27 protein-coding genes are annotated in these 20,208 nt (G+C 38.9%); 18 read left to right on the top strand and 9 right to left on the bottom strand.

Annotated elements, in window-relative coordinates:
* The 4 genes from AC1D0Y_RS27715 (at position 1) to AC1D0Y_RS27700 (ending at position 3,670) form a co-directional block, all read left to right on the top strand.
* A complete protein-coding gene (locus tag AC1D0Y_RS27715; RefSeq protein ID WP_098248065.1) occupies positions 1-957 on the top strand; it encodes a siderophore ABC transporter substrate-binding protein in 957 nt (318 codons plus the stop codon).
* 430 nt (positions 958-1,387) lie between these two features.
* Entirely contained in the window at positions 1,388-2,230 is an 843-nt protein-coding gene (locus tag AC1D0Y_RS27710; RefSeq protein WP_034650592.1) for a manganese catalase, read from the top strand.
* Between the two features lie 190 nt (positions 2,231-2,420).
* Positions 2,421-3,275, top strand: coding sequence for a manganese catalase family protein (locus tag AC1D0Y_RS27705; RefSeq protein WP_060746377.1), 855 nt, complete (start codon positions 2,421-2,423; stop codon positions 3,273-3,275).
* A gap of 254 nt (positions 3,276-3,529) precedes the next feature.
* Positions 3,530-3,670, top strand: a complete 141-nt coding sequence (locus AC1D0Y_RS27700) for a hypothetical protein (protein WP_221784174.1) — start codon at positions 3,530-3,532, stop codon at positions 3,668-3,670.
* Between the two features lie 62 nt (positions 3,671-3,732).
* Here AC1D0Y_RS27700 and AC1D0Y_RS27695 read toward each other — a convergent pair whose 3' ends face one another.
* From AC1D0Y_RS27695 to AC1D0Y_RS27680, 4 genes are all read right to left on the bottom strand, one after another.
* On the bottom strand, positions 3,733-3,987 hold the full coding sequence (locus AC1D0Y_RS27695) for a hypothetical protein (protein WP_477708239.1): 255 nt from the start codon (positions 3,985-3,987) through the stop codon (positions 3,733-3,735).
* A gap of 153 nt (positions 3,988-4,140) precedes the next feature.
* A complete protein-coding gene (locus AC1D0Y_RS27690) occupies positions 4,141-5,220 on the bottom strand; it encodes a PrsW family intramembrane metalloprotease (protein ID WP_098524760.1) in 1,080 nt (359 codons plus the stop codon).
* A 276-nt stretch (positions 5,221-5,496) separates the two neighbouring features.
* The gene (locus AC1D0Y_RS27685) at positions 5,497-5,745 is read right to left on the bottom strand and encodes a hypothetical protein (protein WP_013083940.1); all 249 of its coding nucleotides are present in this window, start codon (positions 5,743-5,745) and stop codon (positions 5,497-5,499) included.
* Between the two features lie 22 nt (positions 5,746-5,767).
* A complete protein-coding gene (locus AC1D0Y_RS27680; protein WP_028414459.1) occupies positions 5,768-6,382 on the bottom strand; it encodes an NAD(P)-dependent oxidoreductase in 615 nt (204 codons plus the stop codon).
* Positions 6,383-6,648: 266 nt separating this feature from the next.
* Here AC1D0Y_RS27680 and AC1D0Y_RS27675 point away from each other — a divergent pair, with 266 nt between their 5' ends.
* Positions 6,649-6,825 carry a hypothetical protein gene (locus AC1D0Y_RS27675; RefSeq protein ID WP_162871486.1) on the top strand — a complete coding sequence of 59 codons (177 nt, stop codon included), beginning with the start codon at positions 6,649-6,651 and terminating at the stop codon, positions 6,823-6,825.
* Between the two features lie 92 nt (positions 6,826-6,917).
* On the top strand, positions 6,918-8,405 hold the full coding sequence (locus AC1D0Y_RS27670; protein WP_028409256.1) for a hypothetical protein: 1,488 nt from the start codon (positions 6,918-6,920) through the stop codon (positions 8,403-8,405).
* A gap of 236 nt (positions 8,406-8,641) precedes the next feature.
* Here the strand turns inward: AC1D0Y_RS27670 and AC1D0Y_RS27665 are convergent, their stop codons facing one another.
* Positions 8,642-9,364 (bottom strand): DUF421 domain-containing protein, encoded by a 723-nt coding sequence (locus AC1D0Y_RS27665; protein ID WP_225049449.1) that lies wholly within the window; start codon positions 9,362-9,364, stop codon positions 8,642-8,644.
* A gap of 327 nt (positions 9,365-9,691) precedes the next feature.
* On the opposite strand from AC1D0Y_RS27665, the gene cspD reads away from it, so the two are divergent.
* On the top strand, positions 9,692-9,889 hold the full coding sequence (gene cspD / locus AC1D0Y_RS27660; RefSeq protein WP_013057877.1) for a cold-shock protein CspD: 198 nt from the start codon (positions 9,692-9,694) through the stop codon (positions 9,887-9,889).
* 242 nt (positions 9,890-10,131) lie between these two features.
* Positions 10,132-11,709, top strand: a complete 1,578-nt coding sequence (locus AC1D0Y_RS27655) for a peptide chain release factor 3 (RefSeq protein WP_060746373.1) — start codon at positions 10,132-10,134, stop codon at positions 11,707-11,709.
* Positions 11,710-11,807: 98 nt separating this feature from the next.
* Here the strand turns inward: AC1D0Y_RS27655 and AC1D0Y_RS27650 are convergent, their stop codons facing one another.
* Together AC1D0Y_RS27650 and AC1D0Y_RS27645 are read right to left on the bottom strand one after the other, a co-directional pair.
* A complete protein-coding gene (locus tag AC1D0Y_RS27650) occupies positions 11,808-12,134 on the bottom strand; it encodes a DMT family transporter (protein WP_013057875.1) in 327 nt (108 codons plus the stop codon).
* On the bottom strand, positions 12,131-12,664 hold the full coding sequence (locus AC1D0Y_RS27645) for a TetR/AcrR family transcriptional regulator (RefSeq protein ID WP_034276194.1): 534 nt from the start codon (positions 12,662-12,664) through the stop codon (positions 12,131-12,133). The genes AC1D0Y_RS27650 and AC1D0Y_RS27645 overlap by 4 nt, the downstream gene beginning before the upstream one ends.
* 227 nt (positions 12,665-12,891) lie before the next feature.
* Between AC1D0Y_RS27645 and AC1D0Y_RS27640 the strand changes: the two genes are divergently transcribed.
* Complete coding sequence (locus AC1D0Y_RS27640) at positions 12,892-13,467, top strand: poly-gamma-glutamate hydrolase family protein (RefSeq protein WP_028409253.1); 576 nt, start codon at positions 12,892-12,894, stop codon at positions 13,465-13,467.
* On the opposite strand, the gene AC1D0Y_RS27635 is transcribed toward AC1D0Y_RS27640, so the two are convergent.
* Complete coding sequence (locus AC1D0Y_RS27635; protein ID WP_060746372.1) at positions 13,418-13,972, bottom strand: HAD-IIIA family hydrolase; 555 nt, start codon at positions 13,970-13,972, stop codon at positions 13,418-13,420. The genes AC1D0Y_RS27640 and AC1D0Y_RS27635 overlap by 50 nt on opposite strands.
* 148 nt (positions 13,973-14,120) lie before the next feature.
* Between AC1D0Y_RS27635 and AC1D0Y_RS27630 the strand changes: the two genes are divergently transcribed.
* Complete coding sequence (locus tag AC1D0Y_RS27630) at positions 14,121-15,443, top strand: AlbA family DNA-binding domain-containing protein (protein WP_060746371.1); 1,323 nt, start codon at positions 14,121-14,123, stop codon at positions 15,441-15,443.
* A 157-nt stretch (positions 15,444-15,600) separates the two neighbouring features.
* Entirely contained in the window at positions 15,601-15,747 is a 147-nt protein-coding gene (locus tag AC1D0Y_RS27625; protein ID WP_165351766.1) for a hypothetical protein, read from the top strand.
* A gap of 38 nt (positions 15,748-15,785) precedes the next feature.
* On the opposite strand, the gene AC1D0Y_RS27620 is transcribed toward AC1D0Y_RS27625, so the two are convergent.
* Positions 15,786-16,229, bottom strand: a complete 444-nt coding sequence (locus AC1D0Y_RS27620; RefSeq protein WP_060746370.1) for a hypothetical protein — start codon at positions 16,227-16,229, stop codon at positions 15,786-15,788.
* A 118-nt stretch (positions 16,230-16,347) separates the two neighbouring features.
* On the opposite strand from AC1D0Y_RS27620, the gene AC1D0Y_RS27615 reads away from it, so the two are divergent.
* The 7 genes from AC1D0Y_RS27615 to AC1D0Y_RS27585 all read left to right on the top strand — a co-directional run bounded on the left by AC1D0Y_RS27615 (position 16,348) and on the right by AC1D0Y_RS27585 (position 19,494).
* Positions 16,348-16,566, top strand: a complete 219-nt coding sequence (locus tag AC1D0Y_RS27615) for a DUF1659 domain-containing protein (protein WP_013057868.1) — start codon at positions 16,348-16,350, stop codon at positions 16,564-16,566.
* Between the two features lie 15 nt (positions 16,567-16,581).
* Positions 16,582-16,794 (top strand): DUF2922 domain-containing protein, encoded by a 213-nt coding sequence (locus tag AC1D0Y_RS27610; RefSeq protein ID WP_028409249.1) that lies wholly within the window; start codon positions 16,582-16,584, stop codon positions 16,792-16,794.
* Between the two features lie 55 nt (positions 16,795-16,849).
* Positions 16,850-16,987 (top strand): YvrJ family protein, encoded by a 138-nt coding sequence (locus AC1D0Y_RS27605; protein ID WP_013083928.1) that lies wholly within the window; start codon positions 16,850-16,852, stop codon positions 16,985-16,987.
* Between the two features lie 84 nt (positions 16,988-17,071).
* Complete coding sequence (locus AC1D0Y_RS27600; RefSeq protein ID WP_028409248.1) at positions 17,072-17,485, top strand: BlaI/MecI/CopY family transcriptional regulator; 414 nt, start codon at positions 17,072-17,074, stop codon at positions 17,483-17,485.
* Positions 17,486-17,488: 3 nt separating this feature from the next.
* Positions 17,489-18,340 carry a M56 family metallopeptidase gene (locus AC1D0Y_RS27595; protein WP_060746369.1) on the top strand — a complete coding sequence of 284 codons (852 nt, stop codon included), beginning with the start codon at positions 17,489-17,491 and terminating at the stop codon, positions 18,338-18,340.
* 36 nt (positions 18,341-18,376) lie between these two features.
* Positions 18,377-19,084: a DsbA family protein gene (locus AC1D0Y_RS27590; RefSeq protein ID WP_060746368.1), complete on the top strand. Its 708-nt coding sequence runs from the start codon at positions 18,377-18,379 to the stop codon at positions 19,082-19,084.
* Entirely contained in the window at positions 19,084-19,494 is a 411-nt protein-coding gene (locus AC1D0Y_RS27585; protein WP_060746367.1) for a disulfide oxidoreductase, read from the top strand. The genes AC1D0Y_RS27590 and AC1D0Y_RS27585 overlap by 1 nt, the downstream gene beginning before the upstream one ends.
* The last annotated feature ends 714 nt before the right edge of the window (positions 19,495-20,208 follow it).

Genomic DNA, 20,208 nt, shown 5'->3' with positions numbered 1-20,208 from the left:
GTGAAAAAAGTGTTAGTAATGTTTGTAGCAGTTTTAACTGCGATTGTTGTAGCTGCTTGCGGTAATCAAGGAGCAAAAGAAACAACAGGTGGAGAAAGTAAGCAAAAAGAGACGGTAACAGTAACCGATCAGTTCAATAAAGACGGAATTAAAATTAAGAAAAATCCTAAAAAAGTTGTAGTATTCAGCATGGGTGCACTTGATACACTAGATAAACTAGGGGTTGAAGTAGCGGGCTTGCCAAAACAAGCGATTCCTGAGTATTTATCAAAGTATCAAGATGATAAGTATGCGAATGTAGGGGGCTTAAAAGAACCTGATTTTGAAAAAATTGCAGAATTAAAGCCAGACTTAATTATTATTCAAGGCCGCCAAGCGGATTCATTTGATGAATTTTCAAAAATTGCGCCGACGATCTATATCGATACGGACAACCAGCACTATATGAAGTCATTTAAAGAAAATACAAAAGTACTAGGACAAATTTTTGATAAAGAAGATCAAGCGAAAAAAGAGCTAGCAGCAATTGATAAGCAAATTGCAGATTTGAAAAAACAAGCGGACAAACTAGATAAAAAAGCGCTTGTAATGATGGCAAATGACAGCAAAATGACAGCGTTTGGTCCGGGTTCTAAATACGGATTAATCCACGACGTATTCGGTATCAAAGCAGCAGACGACAGTTTAGATCCATCGGCTAAGCACGGCCAAAGCATTTCATACGAATATTTAGTTAAGCAAAATCCAGACTACTTATTCGTCGTTGACCGCGGTGCAGCGATTGGTGAAAAATCATCTGCTAAACAAATTGTTGAAAACGAGTATGTAAAAGAAATCAACGCGGTGAAAAACAATCACGTTGTGTATCTTGATCCAGGCCTTTGGTATTTATCTGGAGGAGGCCTTGAGTCAATGGCTGGCATGATTAAAGAAATCAAAGCAGGTATAGACAAGTAATAGAGAAAAGAGAAACTGAAACAAAAGTATTTTAATTGAAAGTAAATCCGAATGATTAATTAAATCATTCGGATTTTTTATTGTGGTGGAGAGAATATAGGTTTCATATCTGCAGCTGCTTCTAGCTGTTGATTGAAGTGATTAGTTATGTCTCAATCTCATTTTTAAGTGAACATTTTTCTGTCTGGCAGTGGTTTTGACTATAAAACGTTATAAACTGAACGAATACTAAAGAGCAAAGCGCAGGTATTTCTTTCTCTTTAGGTGTCTTTCTACTTATTAAATTAAGTTTATTAATAGGTGATTTTATCCATTTTCGTTCCAGTAGGAAAAAGATACAAGTTTAGTGATTAATTGAATAGCGAGAGGGAACGGAAAAAAGAGGAAAAAATCTCTAAAAGGAATTTAGTATATTAAAGGAGGAGTTAACATGTTTCGTCATCAAAAAGAACTGCAATTTGAAGTCAAAGTAGATCGCCCCGATCCGATGCTTGCTCGTCAGATTCAAGAAGTACTAGGTGGACAATTCGGTGAAATGACGGTAATGATGCAATACCTCTTTCAAGGATTTAACTGTCGAGGAGAAGAGAAATATAAAGATATGCTGATGGATATAGGTACAGAAGAAATTGGACACGTAGAGATGCTCTGTTCACTTATTAGTCAATTACTTGATGGAGCATCTCCAGAAGATCAAGCAGAAGCTGCGAAAGATCCTGCAACAGCAGCTATCATGGGAGGAATTAATCCTCAGCATTTATTAGTGAGCGGCCTTGGTGGTTTGCCTACTAATTCAAATGGAGTTCCATGGAACGGTTCATATATCGTAGCAAGCGGCAATTTATTAGCAGACATGCGTTCGAACTTGCATGCAGAAAGCCAAGGTAGACTTCAAGTAGCTAGGTTATACCATATGACAAAAGATGAAGGTGTACGCGCGACATTCCGCAAAATGCTAGCGCGTGATCGCTATCACCAGTATCAGTGGATGGAAGCTATAAACGAACTAGAAGAAAAAAATGGAGTAGTTGTTCCTGCATCTTTCCCTCCTGAGGCTGAAAAAGAATCACAGCCAGAAGCTTATGAGTTTTGGAACCTCTCAGAAGGCGCTGAATCAGAAGAGGGACCGTGGGCTACTGGAAGTGCCCCAGACGGAAGCGGTGAATATGTATATATCAAAGATCCTGTAGCAAAGGGACAGGTTCCCAATCCGGAAATTCCTGATACTTCGTTGCATCATGATTTAACTCGTAAAAAAGTTTCCTCTAAATAAAAGAAAGAAAGGCCCTCGATATGTGCGAGAGGTCTTTTTTTTTGCCTATAACAAAGGGTGTTATTCACGTGTTTCAATCAAGTTATCTTTTAATATCCAGAATAAAAAAGCCGCACAGGGAGAAAGTAGGTATGTGCATATGTTAGTTTAAGAAAACAATCAAGACATGTCAGTAAAAGGAGTGTTTGATATGTATTATTACAAAGAAGGATTAATCAATGGCATTAAACCGGATAAGCCCGATCCTGCGGCCGCGAAGGTACTGCAAGAAGCCTTAGGCGGGCAGTTTGGTGAAATGCGGACGATGATGCAATATTTCTTTCAAAGCTCTAACTTCAGAGGAAAAGAGACGCAGTATCGCGATTTAATGAAAGGCGTTTTTTTAGAAGAAATAGCTCACGTAGAACTCGTTCAAAATACCATTAATGCATTGCTAGATGAATCCGGCGGAGCCGGGGTAGGAAGTCAAGGTTCAGATCAGGCTCCTCTTGATGAAGCTGTAAAACACGCTAATCCTCATCACTATATCATGGGCGCTCAAAGCTCACTGCCAGTGGATGCGGGCGGGAATCCATGGAACGGCTCATGGGTTTATAATCACGGAAATCTAGCGGCTGATTTGCTGAATAACGTTGTATTAGAATCAACCGGCGTTTTACAAAAAACAAGAATATACGAAATGAGTTCTAACCAAACGTTAAGAGAAACGCTAGGTTTCTTAATCGTTCGAGATAATGCTCATCAAAATGCGTTTGCAAAAGCTCTTGAAACATTAGGCGTGGACTGGGGAAAACTATTCCCTGTACCAAATTATGATATTAACAAATACCCTGAATGCAGAAAATTTGTCGAGATGGGGTATCATAACACGCAATTTGATTTTAGATTAGATCCGCACCGAATGGGAGAAATATTCCAAGGGCAGACGCCAAGCAGAAACGGCGGAGACCTAAGCGTAACACCTCCACCGGAAGCTTTTCCAGTCCCTCATTTATCTGAAATGCCAAATGAGCACGCTCCAGGTCTTGGAGACATGAACGCATAAAAATATGCAAATTAGCTCTTTAATGAATTAGAGCTAAAGCAAATAAAAACATTGACTGAGAGCTAGTAGTCAATGTTTTTTTATGTTTCTTCAGCTGTCGTTCCTCTAAATGCAACAACATCCCGCCGTTTACATAAACTCGGGATAAGCGGTTGTTTTACATCTATTTGTGAATTTACTTGTTTTTTATAAGAAGAAAAGGGAATACTTTCTTTAATCACTTGTGATAGAAAGCTAATAAGGGGCATGCTGCTATGAGTAGTCAACAAGATGAATTTTTATTTAAACGAGAGCTCTATCGCTTAGTACAAGAATACAAACGCTGTAAAGTTGAAGAAATTAGACGGGCAATTAAAAAGGATATTCTTCTTCTGAAGAAGGTTATAAATAACTAAAATAGATAAGCACCGGCAAAAAAAGCTCATGTTAGTTAATAAATGAGCTTTTTTTTGCTGCTTTAAACTTGTTCAAACGAATTAGTATGTCTGTAAATAGTTTCAGGAAGATTATGGACCATGTTAAACAGAGCTAACGCAGTTGTTTCTAGTTCCTCATAACGATAAATGATATCGTTTTCAATATCGCAGATTTGAAAACTGTTTAATTGTTTTGAATAACTTAGTGTAAACCTATTGGCAAGAGTATGGGTAATGTCGCTATCTCTATAATTTACTAAATTTGCTACCATGTGCTTAATTTCAGTTAGGTTCATCCACCAAGTCACCCTTTCATGTTATTGAAGTTATCATACCATGTACAGGTAGTTTGAATGCTTTTTTTTACAATTTGTAACAACAATTTTCAAAATGAAACATAAAGGTAATAAAAAGTTAAAACGAGCAGTTTAACGCAAGCCGAACATTTCCTATGAGGAGGTAGGTTTTTCTTTGCAGTAGGTCAACTCCAACTTTTTATCTGCGATTTCTTTTAGCCCAGTACGAATCATACTGAATACTAAAATCCATAATATAACCGTTAAAATTGTATGTCCAGCAGGCAACATACCTAGTATAGGTGAGTCCCAAAGAGCGTGCATAAAAACGACAAGCAAAAATACACCGAGAAATTTTGGTTTTATCAACATGCTCCACTGAAATTTCTTATTTCCTTGGACGATGCAGACGGCAGCGCCAGTCAAGGCAGCCCACGCTACATGTCCTCCAGGAGCAAAAATACTGCGCCAAAGTATTGTAGAATAAAGCATGTGAAAGCTGCCGGAAAGAAGTGCCCGTAAAGCATAGCCAGCGGTTTCAAAAGCAGCAAAACCAGCTCCTATTGCAGCTCCTAAGAGGAGTCCGTTAAGGATATATCTATATTTAAGATTGCGCACAAAATAAATAACCGCGATAACTTTAGCCAGTTCCTCGCATATTCCAATCACGATCACGTTTGTGTTATTTCCAAGAATATCATAAAACACAAGTGCTAATAAAAGTGAAAGGATTCCGCCAATAAAAACGACATAAACAATTTTGTAAATAGCAATATTCTGCGGAGCGTTCATTTCCCAAAAGAAAATAAGCGTAGTAAATGGTACTGCAAAAGCACCGACTACAATAAGACCGGGTATGAAGTTGATGTTTTCGAACAAGCTTACCCCTAGATATAGCCCTAAGTATGCGACAAGCGCAATAAGAAAGACTCTTGCAAAAAGCCAAGGCTTTGGCCATGTATTTACAACTTCTTCTATTTTAGGAGTTGTAAGCCCTGTCCCTACAATAAAAAGCCGTTCAGCTTCCATTTCACTGTGCTGTCGGAAGACTCGAGAGAATATATTTCGAAATTTAGGTTCAACCGAACGTTCATTTCTTGGGATTTTATCAACACGATGGGCAAACAAGTAGAATATGCTGTAGTTTTCGTCGTGGTCCACGATTTCATGGCCGCAATTTAAGCAGAATTTTACCCCTTCCGGATTAGAATAAGCGCAATGGGGGCATTTCATTTATCTTCCTCCTTTTTCTAGATACAAATCGTTTGACGCTTGTCTTATGACATCTTCTACATATATTATGTGAACTGATGAAAAAAGCATAAGAGGGTTTGATAGGTAATTTGCTTAAATAATGGAATGGTATGTATATAAAAGACAGAAGCTATTGCTAAAAGAGACCTCATGAAACCAAAAAAAGGCTGCGTCATAAGCCGAACATTCGACTTACAGCACAGCCCTTTATATGATTAAAAATGTGGATTTAAGCCTGTTTTCTTTACAATGCTACTACGCAATAAAAAAGCTTCCTGAAATAAAAACGATGACACCAATGACCATCATTAATGTTTCGCGGTCTTTTTTTCCTGGTTTTTTATTAGCAGGAAGCAGCGATTTTGAAAGAGGCTTGGCAAAAATGATGACAAGCATGCAAACAGCAGCAAAGATGCCAAGCGCCACCTGAAAATTACCTTCAATAAAGACGCATGCCATTAAAAGTACAAGACTTATTTTTAGAAAAATTTTTGATAGGTTCACTATCAACACTCCTTTAGAACACTTAATACGAAAGACTTAGTGATTTTTTTATATGCCTGTTGTTTTCTACGGCTTGAAGAAGAAAGTGAGCGACGTCAGAACGGCTGATGTTGCGTCCGTTTTCTGGTATGCTAGCTTCTCCTATACGATAATACGTAGTTAATGGACCGCTCGTTAAACCCATTGGCCGAGCAACAGTCCAGTCGAGCCCGCTTACCTTCAAGAGCTTCACGGCTTCGTGATGATCGCGAAGCACATTTTTTAAAATACGCTGAGCAAGCCAGCCCGTCATGCCTGGAATTTCTCCGTCGATTCCGGCAGAAGCCGTGTAGGCGATACGCTGAATTCCGTTTTCATTCATACATTGAATCAGCAGATTTGTCGTTTCTACTAAAAGGGTAGAATGCCCTAGATTTTCGGTTCCAAGACAAGAAATTACTGCATCACACCCTCGCATTGCCTGACACACTTCATAATAATCAAGCACGTCGCCTTGTATGATGTGTACGTTCGCATGCGTTATCTTAAGCTTAGATGGATTTCGCACAAATGCTTTTACATAATGTCCGTTTTTAATCGCTTGCTTTATTAATTCCTGTCCGGTCCTGCCGCTTGCGCCAATCAAAAAAATGTTCATACGATCAACCCTTTCGTTTCAATGTAGGTAGTAAAAACGAAATTTTCTTTTACCATAACACATTTTTCTCGATTTAGCTTGTCAAAACATAAAAGCTGCTTACGAGATTCACCAAAGTAAGAGGTATCCTCTGTTCTTTTTTAAAACTTATGTCATAGACTGTCTAGAAAACAAAGAAATGTACGAACGGTTTATAAAGGTGTTTAATGCTATAGAAGCGAAAGGGTATTATAGGAATAAGGGACGAACAGAAGGGGCGATGCACTATGAAAAAATCGGTAAGCCGAGCACGTATCATCATAGTACTAATAGGTTTTCCGCTCATCTTTTTCATTATGGCGCTTGTGACGGGTGAGTGGCGATATATGACTTGGACCATTCCGCCTGCACTGATGTCATGTTGGACGGCACTCTTTGTATTAAGGAAGCAAGAAGAAAGATAACAGGAGATTTGAACTATTGCATCGAATTTATAGAAAAAGTATAAAATGATAGAAAGCTATAGTAAGAAAATTTAATGAAGGACGGTGTGAAGATGAACGGACAACAGTTATTGTATGGGTTGCTTACGTCTAAAGGCGATATCCTAAGAGCTGCTTATGTGTTATGTGACCACCGCATTTATACGGAAATGTCAGCACAGTATCAGCAAACGGAGCATACGGATTTTCAAGCGTCATTGGTAGAAGAAATGAAATTGCTTGAAAAACAGCCTGAAGTAGACATGCATCTGCATATTTTGCTTGAAATGGCGAAGTTTTTTGAACTTCCTGTTTCCCATGCTACAACAAATGGCGAGCTGTACGAGCTAAGCGATAACATTGGAAATTTGCTTGTATCTAAATACAATGAGCTGTTTTCAATTGCACGCTGTCATACGCTGGAAGACGTAATGCGCCATCAAATCCGACTGTTCTTTCATCTTATTGATTCGCAATACATGATTGCTACAAATCGTCAGCAAGCTGTGTTTCAGCAGCAGCTGATGAATTGGATTGAACAGCTGCCCCCCATGTATCAGGAAAGAATGATTGATGCATTAGGAGAATATCAGCAGGAAGCACTTGTGAAACTGCTGCAGAAAAAAGGGACAATTGAACTGTACAAACAGCTTCCTCCGCACGCATACCCTGCTATTTCAGGCCTTATGGCAACCGTAATGAGTATCTTTATTCCCGTTAATTACCCGCCAGCACTGCTATTTAGTATGAATGCGCCGCTGTTTTTAATGGCGAGCTTTGAAAGTCATGAAATTATTGCAAAACGCAAAGAAGCTGGAACTTTTTTACCGCTGTTATTGGTAGTTGTTCAGCTGATGTGGACGTACAAGCTTGAGCATCAGGATGAGCTGTTGAATTATCAGTCTCTGCTGATCAAGTGGTCATCTGTACACACAGCGTATCAAGATTATATGAAAAAGAAAGAGCAGTCACTGTTTGACCGTGAACGGTTAGACAGCTTTATTTATAAAACAGAGCAGTATGTTAAGCAGCTCCGCGCTACGGAGAAAAAGACGGTGAAGCAAATTGAAACACTCAAAACAGCCATTCGCCATCAGCTTGATGAAATGGAGCTCACATCGTTAAACGGAGGGCTTGTGCTTCAAAAAATGATTGAAGAGCATGAATCATTAAAACAAGATGTAGAAGAACTGCAGCGCAAGCTTTCGATTAAAGGTGACTTTTTCTCTAAAGTAAGGCTGACGTTCCGTTCTGCAGAACGAGCCGTCAAAAGCAAAGTGAAAGAAGTAGAGCGTAAAAAAGTGCTTATGCAAATGACGGACTTTATTTTAGCAAATCGCTTGCCCGTATGCGTGGATATCCAAAATGAAATTTATGATTATCAAGACGAGCTGACGACGACTATTTTTCAAATTAATCAGCAGGTCGAGCTGCTTGAAGAAACAAAACAAAGCCGTCAGCTAGCCGATGCAAAAGTACGCCGCTATGATCAAGAAATAAAGCGATTTGAACGGAACTACTATGGCTTGAAAGAAGGAACCGTTGAAGAGGTGGCACAGTAAAACTGGGACAAACACATTTTATCCGAACGAGTTTGATTCTTGATGGAGAATCGAACTTGTTCGGATTTTTTTATGGTGGTCGTGAACATAGGTTTTATATATGTAATTGCTTCTAGCTGTTGATAGGAGACCAAAGCCCTGCACGGAAATCAACAGCGGTGTCACAAGCGATCCATACGAACTCATTTACCTCATTTGTCTGCCTTTAGATTGGCGTAATTAGTTATGTCTCAACCTTATTCTCTGTCTGTAGGAGAGGACAGCTGATCTTTATACTCATCTACATAGAGCATGCCGTTTGTTGACACAACTGCATACAGCACTTGGTTCAACTGAAGCTGACGATTTGAAAGCTCAAGGTTGATCCACTGTTCGGTATAGTGAGATGTTAAATTTTTATGAATAATTTCTCCGTCCATGATGAGTTCTACCGGTAAACTCATTTCTTTAAACGGCTTAGACAAAACGTCCTGTTTGGCAATGTTTTGATAAGCAGTTTTCTTTAATACCGACAGTTTTCCGCTTACTTCTAAAACAGCAAATTCTACTTCAGCAATGTTGAACGTTCCTAGTTCTCGTAAATGCTGATTCAAGTCGTCAATAGAATATTTGACTTTTTTCATATTTGCTTCAAGAAGCTTTCCTTTTTCCATAATAACCGTCGGGCGTCCTGTAATCCATTTTCGCAAGCGCCTGCTTTTTAGAGCTGTTGATGCTAAAAGAAAATGAATGGCCACAAGAAAAGCAAAAGAAGCGAACATCGGCAGAAATTTTAATTTTAAATCAAATCCCATATTTGCGATGAACGACCCAATGATGATGGACATCGCAAATGTAAAATGATTATTATGCGTGTTAATTTGTTTTCCAATCAGGAAAGTTGTAATGCTTAAGATAATAAAAGAAACAAAGGTTCTAAGAAGGGACATGAGAATGTCTTCCATAAGTTGTGATGTCACCTGCTTCCTCATAAATAGAAAGAGTATCTATCTCTATAGCGTTATCCATTTAAAGGATCGTTATACAAGAAAAAACATCAAGAAAAATTGCGAATAATGCGTTCACATTCAGCTGCTTAAAAAGGGGCAGAAAGGCTGTAGGTAAGGGATAAAACCAAACAAAAAGAATGTGCAAATTCCTTTGAAATTTTTTGGAGGATTTGTTACAATAAAGGTGCTTATTTTTGTTCGGTAAGGATAGTTCGAAGTGTTCGTCTTGACTTATTGTAAGAGCAGGAATAGAGTAATACACAATGTGTGGATTGTCACACAAGGAGGAAAAGAGATATGTTACAAGGTAAAGTAAAATGGTTCAACGCTGAAAAAGGTTTCGGTTTCATCGAAGTAGAAGGACAAGACGATGTATTCGTTCATTTCTCTGCTATCCAAGGCGAAGGTTTCAAAACTTTAGAAGAAGGTCAAGAAGTTACATTTGAAATCGTTGAAGGCAACCGTGGACCACAAGCTGCTAACGTTCAAAAGTAATTTTTTTTATAAAGTTTAAGCCGATCAGCAGAACGTTTCTCTGGTCGTTCGTTAAACTAAACTGGGAGAAGGCCCCTTTTATAAAAGGGGTCTTTTCTTGTTCGCTTTTTACACCTTGTTGACGATTTCTTTGATTTTGTAGAAGTATTCAAATATGAAAAAAACTAGTCACGCAGTATAAAAAAAGCGTATAATGAAATGATGAAAATAGGAATTGTAGAGCAGAAAGGATTTTAAAACGTATGAACAACCAACTTCAAGAAACGATGGTCGATTCACGTCGTACATTCGCCATTATTTCTCACCCGGATGCCGGGAAAACAACGTTAACAGAAAAAATGCTGTTACTGGGCGGAATGATTCGTTCAGCCGGAACGGTTAAAGGAAAAAAATCAGGTAAGTTTGCTACATCTGACTGGATGGAAATCGAAAAACAACGTGGAATTTCGGTTACATCAAGTGTTATGCAGTTTGAGTATAAAGATCACTTTATTAACATCTTGGATACACCAGGACACGAAGACTTCAGTGAGGATACGTATCGTACCTTAACGGCTGTAGACAGTGCGGTCATGGTTATTGACGGAACAAAAGGGATTGAAGCACAAACGCTTAAACTTTTTAAAGTTTGTCGTATGCGTGGTATTCCTATTCTAACATTTATTAATAAATTAGACCGTGAAGGAAAAGAGCCGCTTGAGCTGCTTGAAGAAATTGAAGATGTACTCGGTATTGAATCATACCCTGTAACGTGGCCAATTGGCATGGGGAAACGATTCCAAGGAACGTATGACCGTTTTTCAAAACAAATTGAAGTATACCAAGGAAACAAAGAGTCATATTTTGCAGACTTTGACGGTGAAAATATCGACGATGAAATTAAAAAACACGTCGATGAAATGTATTTACCAGGCTTAGTGGATGATTTATCTCTATTAGACGAAGCAGGTAATGATTTTTCAATTGAAAAAGTAAAGCAAGGCCTGTTAACACCTGTTTTCTTCGGGAGTGCGATTGCAAACTTTGGTGTACAGTCTTTCTTTAATTCATTTTTACAATTAACATCACCGCCGCAGCCTCGTGAATCAACGAATGGCACCGTTCAGCCTACGGATGAAAACTTTTCAGGTTTCATCTTTAAAATTCAAGCGAACATGAACCCGGCTCACCGCGACCGCATTGCGTTCGTACGCGTATGTTCAGGGAAATTCGAGCGTGGAATGAACGTGACGTTAGCAAGAACGAACCGTAAAATGAAGCTAGCGCAGTCTCATCAGTTCTTGGCATCAAGCCGTGAAACAGTAGACATAGCGTATCCAGGGGATATCATTGGCTTGTATGATTCAGGCACGTATCAGATTGGCGATACCATTGTAGGAGAGGGAAAAGTATTCGAATTTGATGCTCTTCCAAAGTTCCCGCCTGAACTGTTTGTAAAAGTTCGTGCGAAAAATGCAATGAAATCTAAGCACTTTGAAAAAGGAATTAATCAGCTTGTACAAGAAGGAGCCGTACAGCTTTACCGTACGCCGTTCTTTGGAGATTATATTTTAGGAGCAGTCGGTGAACTTCAGTTCCAAGTGTTTGAACACCGTATGAAAGGTGAGTACAACGTCGATCTTGAATTCACGCGCATGTCTCATAACATTGCAAAATGGGTAGACAAATCAACAATTGAAGATCGCATGCTAGATTCTCGCGTGATGCTAGTAGAAGATCGTGATAAACATGCCGTTCTTATGTTTGAAAACGATTTTGTATGGCGTTTGTTCCAGGACAAATATCCATCTGTTAAATTCCTAGATCCGTTTAATCTATAAAAGAGTATAAAAAAAAGGAAAACGATACATACTACTTTCATAAGTAGACAGTCGATTTTCCTCCTTTGCTTAAGAGTCAGTATTTACTGGCTCTTTTTTTAGTGAGCCACTGATTTTAAATTTAAAAGAATGACTCCTGCAATGATTAATACGATGCCAAATACCATCGTGAGACTGCCGCTTTCTTTCCAAATGACTACGCCAATCACAGCTGTTACAGCAGTTCCTACACCAGACCAAATGGCATACGCAACGCTGAGTGGAATGTGTTGAAGCGATGTGGAAAGCGCATAGAAAGCAAGACCAAACCCTAATAAAACACCAAGACTAGGCCAAAATTTTGTAAATCCGTTTGATGCTTTTAACATAGATGTACCAAATAACTCTGAACTAATAGCAATCGCTAAAAATAAATAGGCTTTCATCGAAAACCCTCCTCTGTTAATTTCCGAAGTTGTTGTTGAATCTGTTTTTGCATGTCTGGATCCACGGGTGCGAGCCCAAACATTTGACTGAACCATAATCCGTCAGCTGCTAAGCGCACAATGGTAGCAAGGACTGGATCAATGTCGTCTTGTTCAATGTGCTGCTGCCACTTTTCGTATTGCTTTTGAAAATGCTGCAGGAGTTCAGGATTGGTTGCAATACCTGCAAGTAACCCCGCGCTCATCACTTGTTCACGCTGAAGGTCATGAAGCGTCTCAGCGAGATAAGCCCGGCTCCATTTGCCAGGAGAATCGTCATGTTCAACTTGTACGTTTAGTCCGTCATCATATTTCTTTGTGACTGAATACAGCATTTGCTTAATCAATTCATCTTTTGAAGAGAAGTGATACAACAAACCGCCTTTACTGACGCCGGCTTCTTTTGCTACTTTTTCAAGCGTCAAATTTCCAACGCCGTCACGCTGTACAACCTGCGTAGCTGCAAGCAATATATCATCAAATGTAGACACATGAATTTCCTCCTTTTTGATTTTCCCTAGAATACTTTACCGTCTGGACGGTTTGTTTGGCAATACTTTTATTTCGAATTTCAAAAAAAATTTTTGTGCACACTAAAATATAAAGTATAAAAACAAAAATAAATGAGTAGACAAAGGGTTAATCCCTTTACTATATGAAGAAAAAGGAAAAATAAAGCCTGGGTATATGAAGATAAAAGAAAGGTGTGAAGAAACAGATGAGGGATGTGTATCAAAGTTTTCAAGAATTATCTCAGTGTGAACGAGCCGGAATCGATTACGAAATAGAATGTGTCATTCGCCGGAGGGAAATTGTCGTGCTTGCGATTCATGGAGGAACGATGGAAATTGGGACAGAAGAAGTAGCGGAAAAAATAGCAGAAAAGCTGAATGCAACCGTGTACGTATTTAAAACGCTGAAAACAGAAAATCCGTTTGAATTGCATGTTACGTCTGCAAACTACGATGAAGAAATGGCGCGTCATCTCGTTAAAAAATCAGAAGTCACGATTTCTCTTCACGGTGCCTATAGCGATGTCTGCACGACTTATATCGGAGGAAGAGACGAAGAGTTAGAAAAAGCGGTGCGTCATGCGCTCTCAGGTTTTCCGATCAGTGAAACGCCCGTGCATTTAAAAGGCGTTTCACCTCGAAATATCGCCAACGGCAATCAGCGGCATAAAGGACTGCAGCTTGAAATCACCACTCCGCAGTATGAACAATTATTACAGAATAATCAGCTGTTTAACGAGTATGTGAATGCGGTAGTATCAGCTGTGAACTCAGTGATGTAAAGATAAATTCAACAGCTTCCTGTATATTAGCTGCAATAAAGGCTGCTTGTACGTCAGCCCATTTTTCCCGTGCATGTAATGTGTCGTGCCCAGCTCCTGTTAACACTAAAATACATTGTGCCCCTGCTGCATGGGCCGCTACGAGATCTTTCCACCGGTCGCCAATCACGATGCAGTTAGCCAAATTCAAGCTGTGCTCCTCGGCTGCTTTTAACAGCATGCCTGGCCTTGGTTTGCGGCACGAACAATTGTCCGAATCTTCATGAGGACAAAGGTAAACATCATCAAATCCAAAAGATAAAAGTTCAGAGAAAAACTGTGATTTCTTTACCTTTCCTTTTGCAATGTCGGGCTGATTGGTAAAGGAAAACAGCGGAATGTTTTGTTTCTTTATGTCGATAATCGCTTGCTTTGCTTGGGGGAACAGCTGAAAATCACCTGGATATTGTATTTCATTACTGCCGCCAATGGTTCCGTCTCGGTCTAAAAATATTGCTTCAATCATATTCTTCACCTCTTTTTCTATCATAATATAAAAAAGGATTAATTTGGTAAAAACTTTGTTTTTTGAAAAAAATCAAAGAAATATGACTGTCTTTTTACTTCTCATCATATGGATAAGTTAAATAGAAATGGTGAGGAGGGGAAGACAAGTGAACGAAGAATCGTTTTATTCACCATTTATAAGCGAAGAAGGAAAGAAAAAAACAATTGGAGAAATTGAGTTTTCAGATGTGCAGCGCATGATGGAAAAACATTTAGAAGAAGGCTATCAGCTTGAGTTCAAGCGCGAAGTAAGCTCAACGGTCAAACGGAAAATCCCAAATATCATCGCTTCGTTTGCCAATGAAAAAGGAGGGTGGCTTATTTTTGGCATAGATGAAGACGACCATTCCATTAACCTGCTCGAGCGCACGGAATATGAGCTGTTTATTAATAATATGCTTAAAGATGTCACCAATCCCATTCCTCGTATCGTTACGCGTTTTTTATCACCTGAAGATCACCCCGGGCAAGGTGTTTTTGTTATTTGGATTCCTGAAGGTCCGAACCCTCCGTACATGTCTTACGGGAAAATTTACAGAAGAATTGGAAGCGGCACATCTCCTGTTACGGAAATCGATGACCGCTATCATTTAGATCGACTCTATCAAAAATCCGAGGATCAAACGCAGCGAATAGAGGACTTTTGCACAAAAGAACTGTCTATCTATAACAGAAAATGGCAGATGCACGGGAAAAGCTATATTCATTACGGGATGTGTAATATGTACGTGCTGCCACTATATGATTTGCATTTAGTTGAACAAATGGAAGAAGAACGGTTAAAGCAATATATTTTAAGCAAGTCTAGCGAACCCAAACACTATTGTTTGGACGAGGAAAGTACGGTGATGCTGCATACACCGTTTGTTAAAGCCTCTTATTCAGCGGAATCCATCATTTTTCGAAGCACAGATGTGATTGATGCGTATGATAAAACAATTGCGTGGGAGCAGTTTTATAACGGATCAGCTAAGTTTCATATTCCTATTCCGTACATGGAAGAATCAAAACAAATTCATGACGTATTAAAGTCAAGGATTTCAAGCTACATCGATGAGACGATTTTTGAGCAGTTTCAATATATAAACGGACCCTTTTTTCTCACATCTTTAATCAGCTGCATCGGCGGATACATCGATTGTATGATGGAATTAAAAGCAGAGCTGGAAGATATGATTATTGTCATTGACTTAGAGAACGTTCGAAACGATGTGCTTTACTTTCCGCATGAGCAATTTCAAACATTTCTGGAAGGAGAAGGGCTCGTCTTTTCAGATAAAAAGCAATACCGATTTAATCGATCATTTAAAACGACAAAATTAGGAGGGAATTTGGAGCTTCTTGCCTACGTTGATTATATCGTGACAGCGTTTGGCCTTTCAAAAAACCAGTCCATTGACTTCCTTAAACACTCGTTAAATCAAGGATAAAATATACAATTTTTTGACAATAACTAAAAAAATGACAAAAGTGAAAAAAAGTATGATAATATCTTTCGTAAGTAATGAGCAAGTAAAGAAGAGAAAGGGGACTCTTTTTTACGGATGCCGTTGCTAGGTAGGGTTAAACATAAGGGGAGAAAAGGCAATGAAAAAAGCGACATCCATACTTCTAATTGTCCTAGCACTGGCTGGGTTAGGAGGAGTATGCGCTGCTTATTACCATCTGGAGCAGCAAAAGCAAACGGAAGAAATGACGTATGAACAGAACTACATAACCGTAAGAAATGCATGAAAAAACCAGCCGATCGGCTGGTTTTTTTGGGTTTCAAGTCATAGTAAGTAAAATAAAGATTTTGCTTGTTCAGTTTTTTTAAATAACTCCAATGATGTATAGACGCAAAATAGAAAGCCAACGCTTGAAAAAACAAAAAACAAGCGGAGAAAAGGGCGTTTTTTTTGAATGCGAAAGTACGTAAAAACAAAGAGTGAACATACAAGCAGTACGCTCATAGCAGCAAATCGAATCGCGAGGTCTGCTAAATCATCAACCGTACGCTGAAACAATTTTAGCGTTTCATCGTTCAAATCAGTCTCAGGAATGTTCGTTTTGTCTTGCTGATTTAACACCCCTACATCCCATTTTTCTCGACTATAATCATGAGAAACCGTGTAGTAAAACGGACCAAGCTTTTTTTCATCTGCACCGTCGTCAGCAAGTGCTGAAGCTGGATGCATGAATGCTAGAACAAAAAATAAAAAGCTCCACTTTCTCATTACCAAAGCCTCTTTCTAACTCAGACTATCTCCCATTATAAACCAAAAATTTTTATGTTTCCATCATCCCTCTTTCCTATTTCCATTTCTATATATAAAGTGAAAGGGGGAATAAAAGATGGCAGAAAAAATTCAGCATTCAAGCCAGCTTCGCTTAGTATTAGAACAAGGAATAAAAGAGGATGGAAAACCCGATTTAAAGACCAAATCCTATATGAACATTCAGCCTGGAAGTTCTGCAGATGCACTCATTACAGCAAGCGAAACCATTGCCAGCCTGCAGTCGCTGCCGCTTGTTGAAATCAACGAAGTTGTCACGTTTTCACTTTTAAAATAAGAAAAGAGGTAGAGTATGAAAACTTTAACGATGCAGTTTTTAAATGAGTCACAAAAAGCAGTAAGTCTATCGATTGAATCACCAAAAGATACGTTAGACGCAGCAGCCATTGCAGCAGCAATGAACGCGCTGATCGCAAGCGATGTCTTTACTTCAAGCGGCGGAGCGCTCGTTGGCAGAAAAGGCGCCCAAATTGTCGAGCGAAATGTAACCGAATTTACGATTTAAAAATGAAAGTCCTTCCACTTCGGTGCGAAGGGCTTTTTTAAAAGGAGAGAGGAAGATGACAGAGTGGTTTACGCTTATCTCAGACGTTGGTTTTCCCGTTGTGGTGACGCTTTATTTACTTCACCGAATTGAAGCCAAGCTCGATACAGTTGTGCTATCCATTCAGCATTTAACCGACGAAGTAAAAAAGTGATTATGACAATTGTAAGGCAGTTGTCATGGAAAAGTTGACGGATTTGACACCTCACACTACAATTAGTAGTGTGAGGTGTCAAATATGAAAATTGAAAAATTCAAATTTAATGAAACCGGCCTTAATCGCTTTTTTGGCCCGCTGGAAGCAAAAATTATGACGGCTTTATGGGACGGAAGTGAAATGTCCATTAAAGATGTGCAGCACGTGCTTGAGAAAGAAAAAGCAGTGAACTTCAACACCGTTATGACCGTTATGAATCGATTGGTGGAAAAAGGCGTGTTGCAAAAGCGTTTAAAAGGACGTACGTCGATGTATCAGCCGATTCTTTCTAAAGAGGAATTTATCGACGCTCAGTCGAAAGAGTTAACGCACGAATTGATCGACGAATTTGGCTCGCTTGCTGTTACTCATATGCTTGATGCGTTAGAAGAGGTCGATGATTCACTGTTAAGCATGCTCGAATCAAAAGTCAAACAGTTAAAAAAGGATGAATAATCAATGAATCAAGGAATACTAAAGCGTTCTAAGCTTATTTTTAACCTGTGCTTTTTTATTGCCGTGACGTTGCTTATGCAAATGGGCATGTATGTGCTGCATTTGCTGTTTGGATGGAATTTATCGTTTAACTTAATTTTACTTTGTAACAAAGTAGCCCACTTTTTCGGCTTGTTTTTTATTGAATACATGCTGAATGCGGTTATTTTTCATACGATGTTTGTACTGTTCATTAAAGCTGTAAAGCAAGTGATTCAAATGCGGAAAGTCCGTAAAATGATTACGAAGCTGCGAAATGAAACAACAACGGCTCGCCTGCAAAAAGCGTACGGAATGAATGTAACAGTTTTAACAACAGATCAGCCCATTGCATTAACAATGGGGTTGTTTACACCGCACATCGTTCTGTCTACAGGGTTGCTCTCAGTGCTTGATGAAAATGAACTAGAAGCTGTTATTTATCACGAGCAGTCACACGTTGCAAACAAAGATCCGCTCAAAACATTTTTACTCAGCACGCTTGCTTCTGCATTATGGTATATTCCGTTTATTAAATGGAGCCATAAACGTTTCAAAGTCATGCGTGAAGTGCTGGCTGATCAAGATGCCATTGTGAAAAACGGTACGTCTGCTCACATCGGCAGCGCCCTTTTAAAAATGGTTAAAACGGGACAGACAAGTCTTTCGTGTGCGCACGTATCGTTTGCTGATACGTCGGTTAATTATCGCATTCAATATATTTTAAATCCGGAAACGAAAATGCCGATGCAGCCTCCTGTTATTTTAACGCTGACGTCGCTATACGTGTTTTTTATTTTGTGCGCGCTAATTTTTACAGCTCTAACAGCTTTGTAAGTTTGTAAGAGAGAAAGAAAAGAAGGAGATGAGATTGTGTCAAAAGCAAAGAAAAAGAAAAAAGTAACGCCCAATCAGCAAACGTCCTCGAGTAAGTGGATTTTTTGGGTGATTGGAATTATTGCGGTCTGTATTTTAGGGTTAATCGTCCTTTCTAATATGTCAAAGGGCGGAGGAGATGAAAAGGCCGCTCTTACATATGATAATCAGCCGTATCTTGGAAAAGAGTCAGCTCCGGTAGAAGTAGTAGAGTTTGGAGATTACAAATGCCCGGCTTGTAAAAACTTTACGGAATCCTTTTTCCCGCTGATTCAAAAAGATTATGTAGATACAGGCAAAGTCAAATTCTACTTTATGAACTATTCGTTTATCAACAATGACTCATCTCGTGCAGCAGAGTTTGCCGAGACGGTATACAAAGAGCTTGGGAACGATACATTTTGGAAATTCCATGAACTTCTTTATAAAAAGCAAAACGCAGCGGATGAAAAGAAAGATGTCTTAACGGAATCTTACTTAGAAGATACGCTGAAAGAAGTATCTAGCGATGCCGATGCGAAAAAAGTAGCGAGTGCTTTTAAAGATGGAAAAGGAAAAAATGCGTTTGATCAAGATATGAAGACAGCCAATGATTTAGGCATCACAGGTACACCCACCATTTATGTAGGCGGCAAAAAATTCGAAGGAAAAACAATCGATGATTTTGATCAAATGGTCAAAGATGCGGCTAAGGAGAACAAATAATGAACAAGTCTTTAGTTGTCGGGTGGCTTACAGCGCTTATCGCGATGCTTGGAAGCTTGACGTTTAGTGAAGTTCTTCACTTTATCCCGTGTGAACTTTGCTGGTATCAGCGAATTTTAATGTATCCGCTCGCGATTGTGCTAGGTGTAGCCGTGTACCGGAATGATACGTTCATCTACAAATACGTTCTGCCGTTTTCTGTGATTGGTATGGCGCTTTCAGGCTATCATTATTGCCTGCAGAAGATACCGGCTCTTAAAGCATTTGAAACGTGTACAAGCGGTGTTCCTTGCTCAGGTCAATATATTAACTGGCTTGGGTTTATCACCATTCCTTTTTTAGCATTTATTGCTTTTACCATCATTACGATTATGATGCTTGTTCTTCGCAAGCAGACGAAAAAAGCTTAACCTCCGAGTTAAGCTTTTTTGTATGGAAATAAAAAAAGGCCCGCTTACAAGAAGCGGGTGCAAATAGGGTACATCTATGAAAAATGATGAAATTGTTTTGACAAGAACAGTATATAAAAGAAAAGTGAAAAAACGGTGAAAAGAGAGAAGCTTTTTTAAAAAATATGCTTTTCTTATAAAAAAAGCCCCGCTCACAAAAAGCGGGGAATAAATAGGGGTCATTTATGAAAAATGATGAAATTGCTTTGACAAACTTAGTATACAAAAGAAAAGTGAAAAAACGGTGAAAAGATGGAAGCTTTTAGAAAAAAAAAAGACCTGTTTTGGGGAAACAGGTCACTAGAAAGGGAGTAAAACTATAAAAAATATGCTAATTGGCTTTACACATACTATCTTACCGCCCAATAGTGAAAAAACAGTGAAAAGAAACATCAAATAAAAAAAGACCTGCTCTGGGGAAGCAGGTCTTCACAAAGGAGTAAAACTATGAAAAAAATATGCTAATTGGCTTCGCAAGTACTATCCTATACCTTTATGGTGAAAAAATGGTGAAAAGAGAAACGGGATATAAAAAAGACCTGCTCTGGGAAAGCAGGTCTTCACAAAGGAGTAAAACTATGAAAAAAATATGCTAATTGGCTTCGCAAGTACTATCCTATACCTTTATGGTGAAAAAATGGTGAAAAGAGAAACGGGATATAAAAAAGACCTGCT

The organism is Priestia sp. P1_B12_1 (assembly GCF_056406695.1).
Note: the sequence above shows the minus strand (reverse complement) of the source record. Positions and strands in the feature narration are given on the sequence as shown.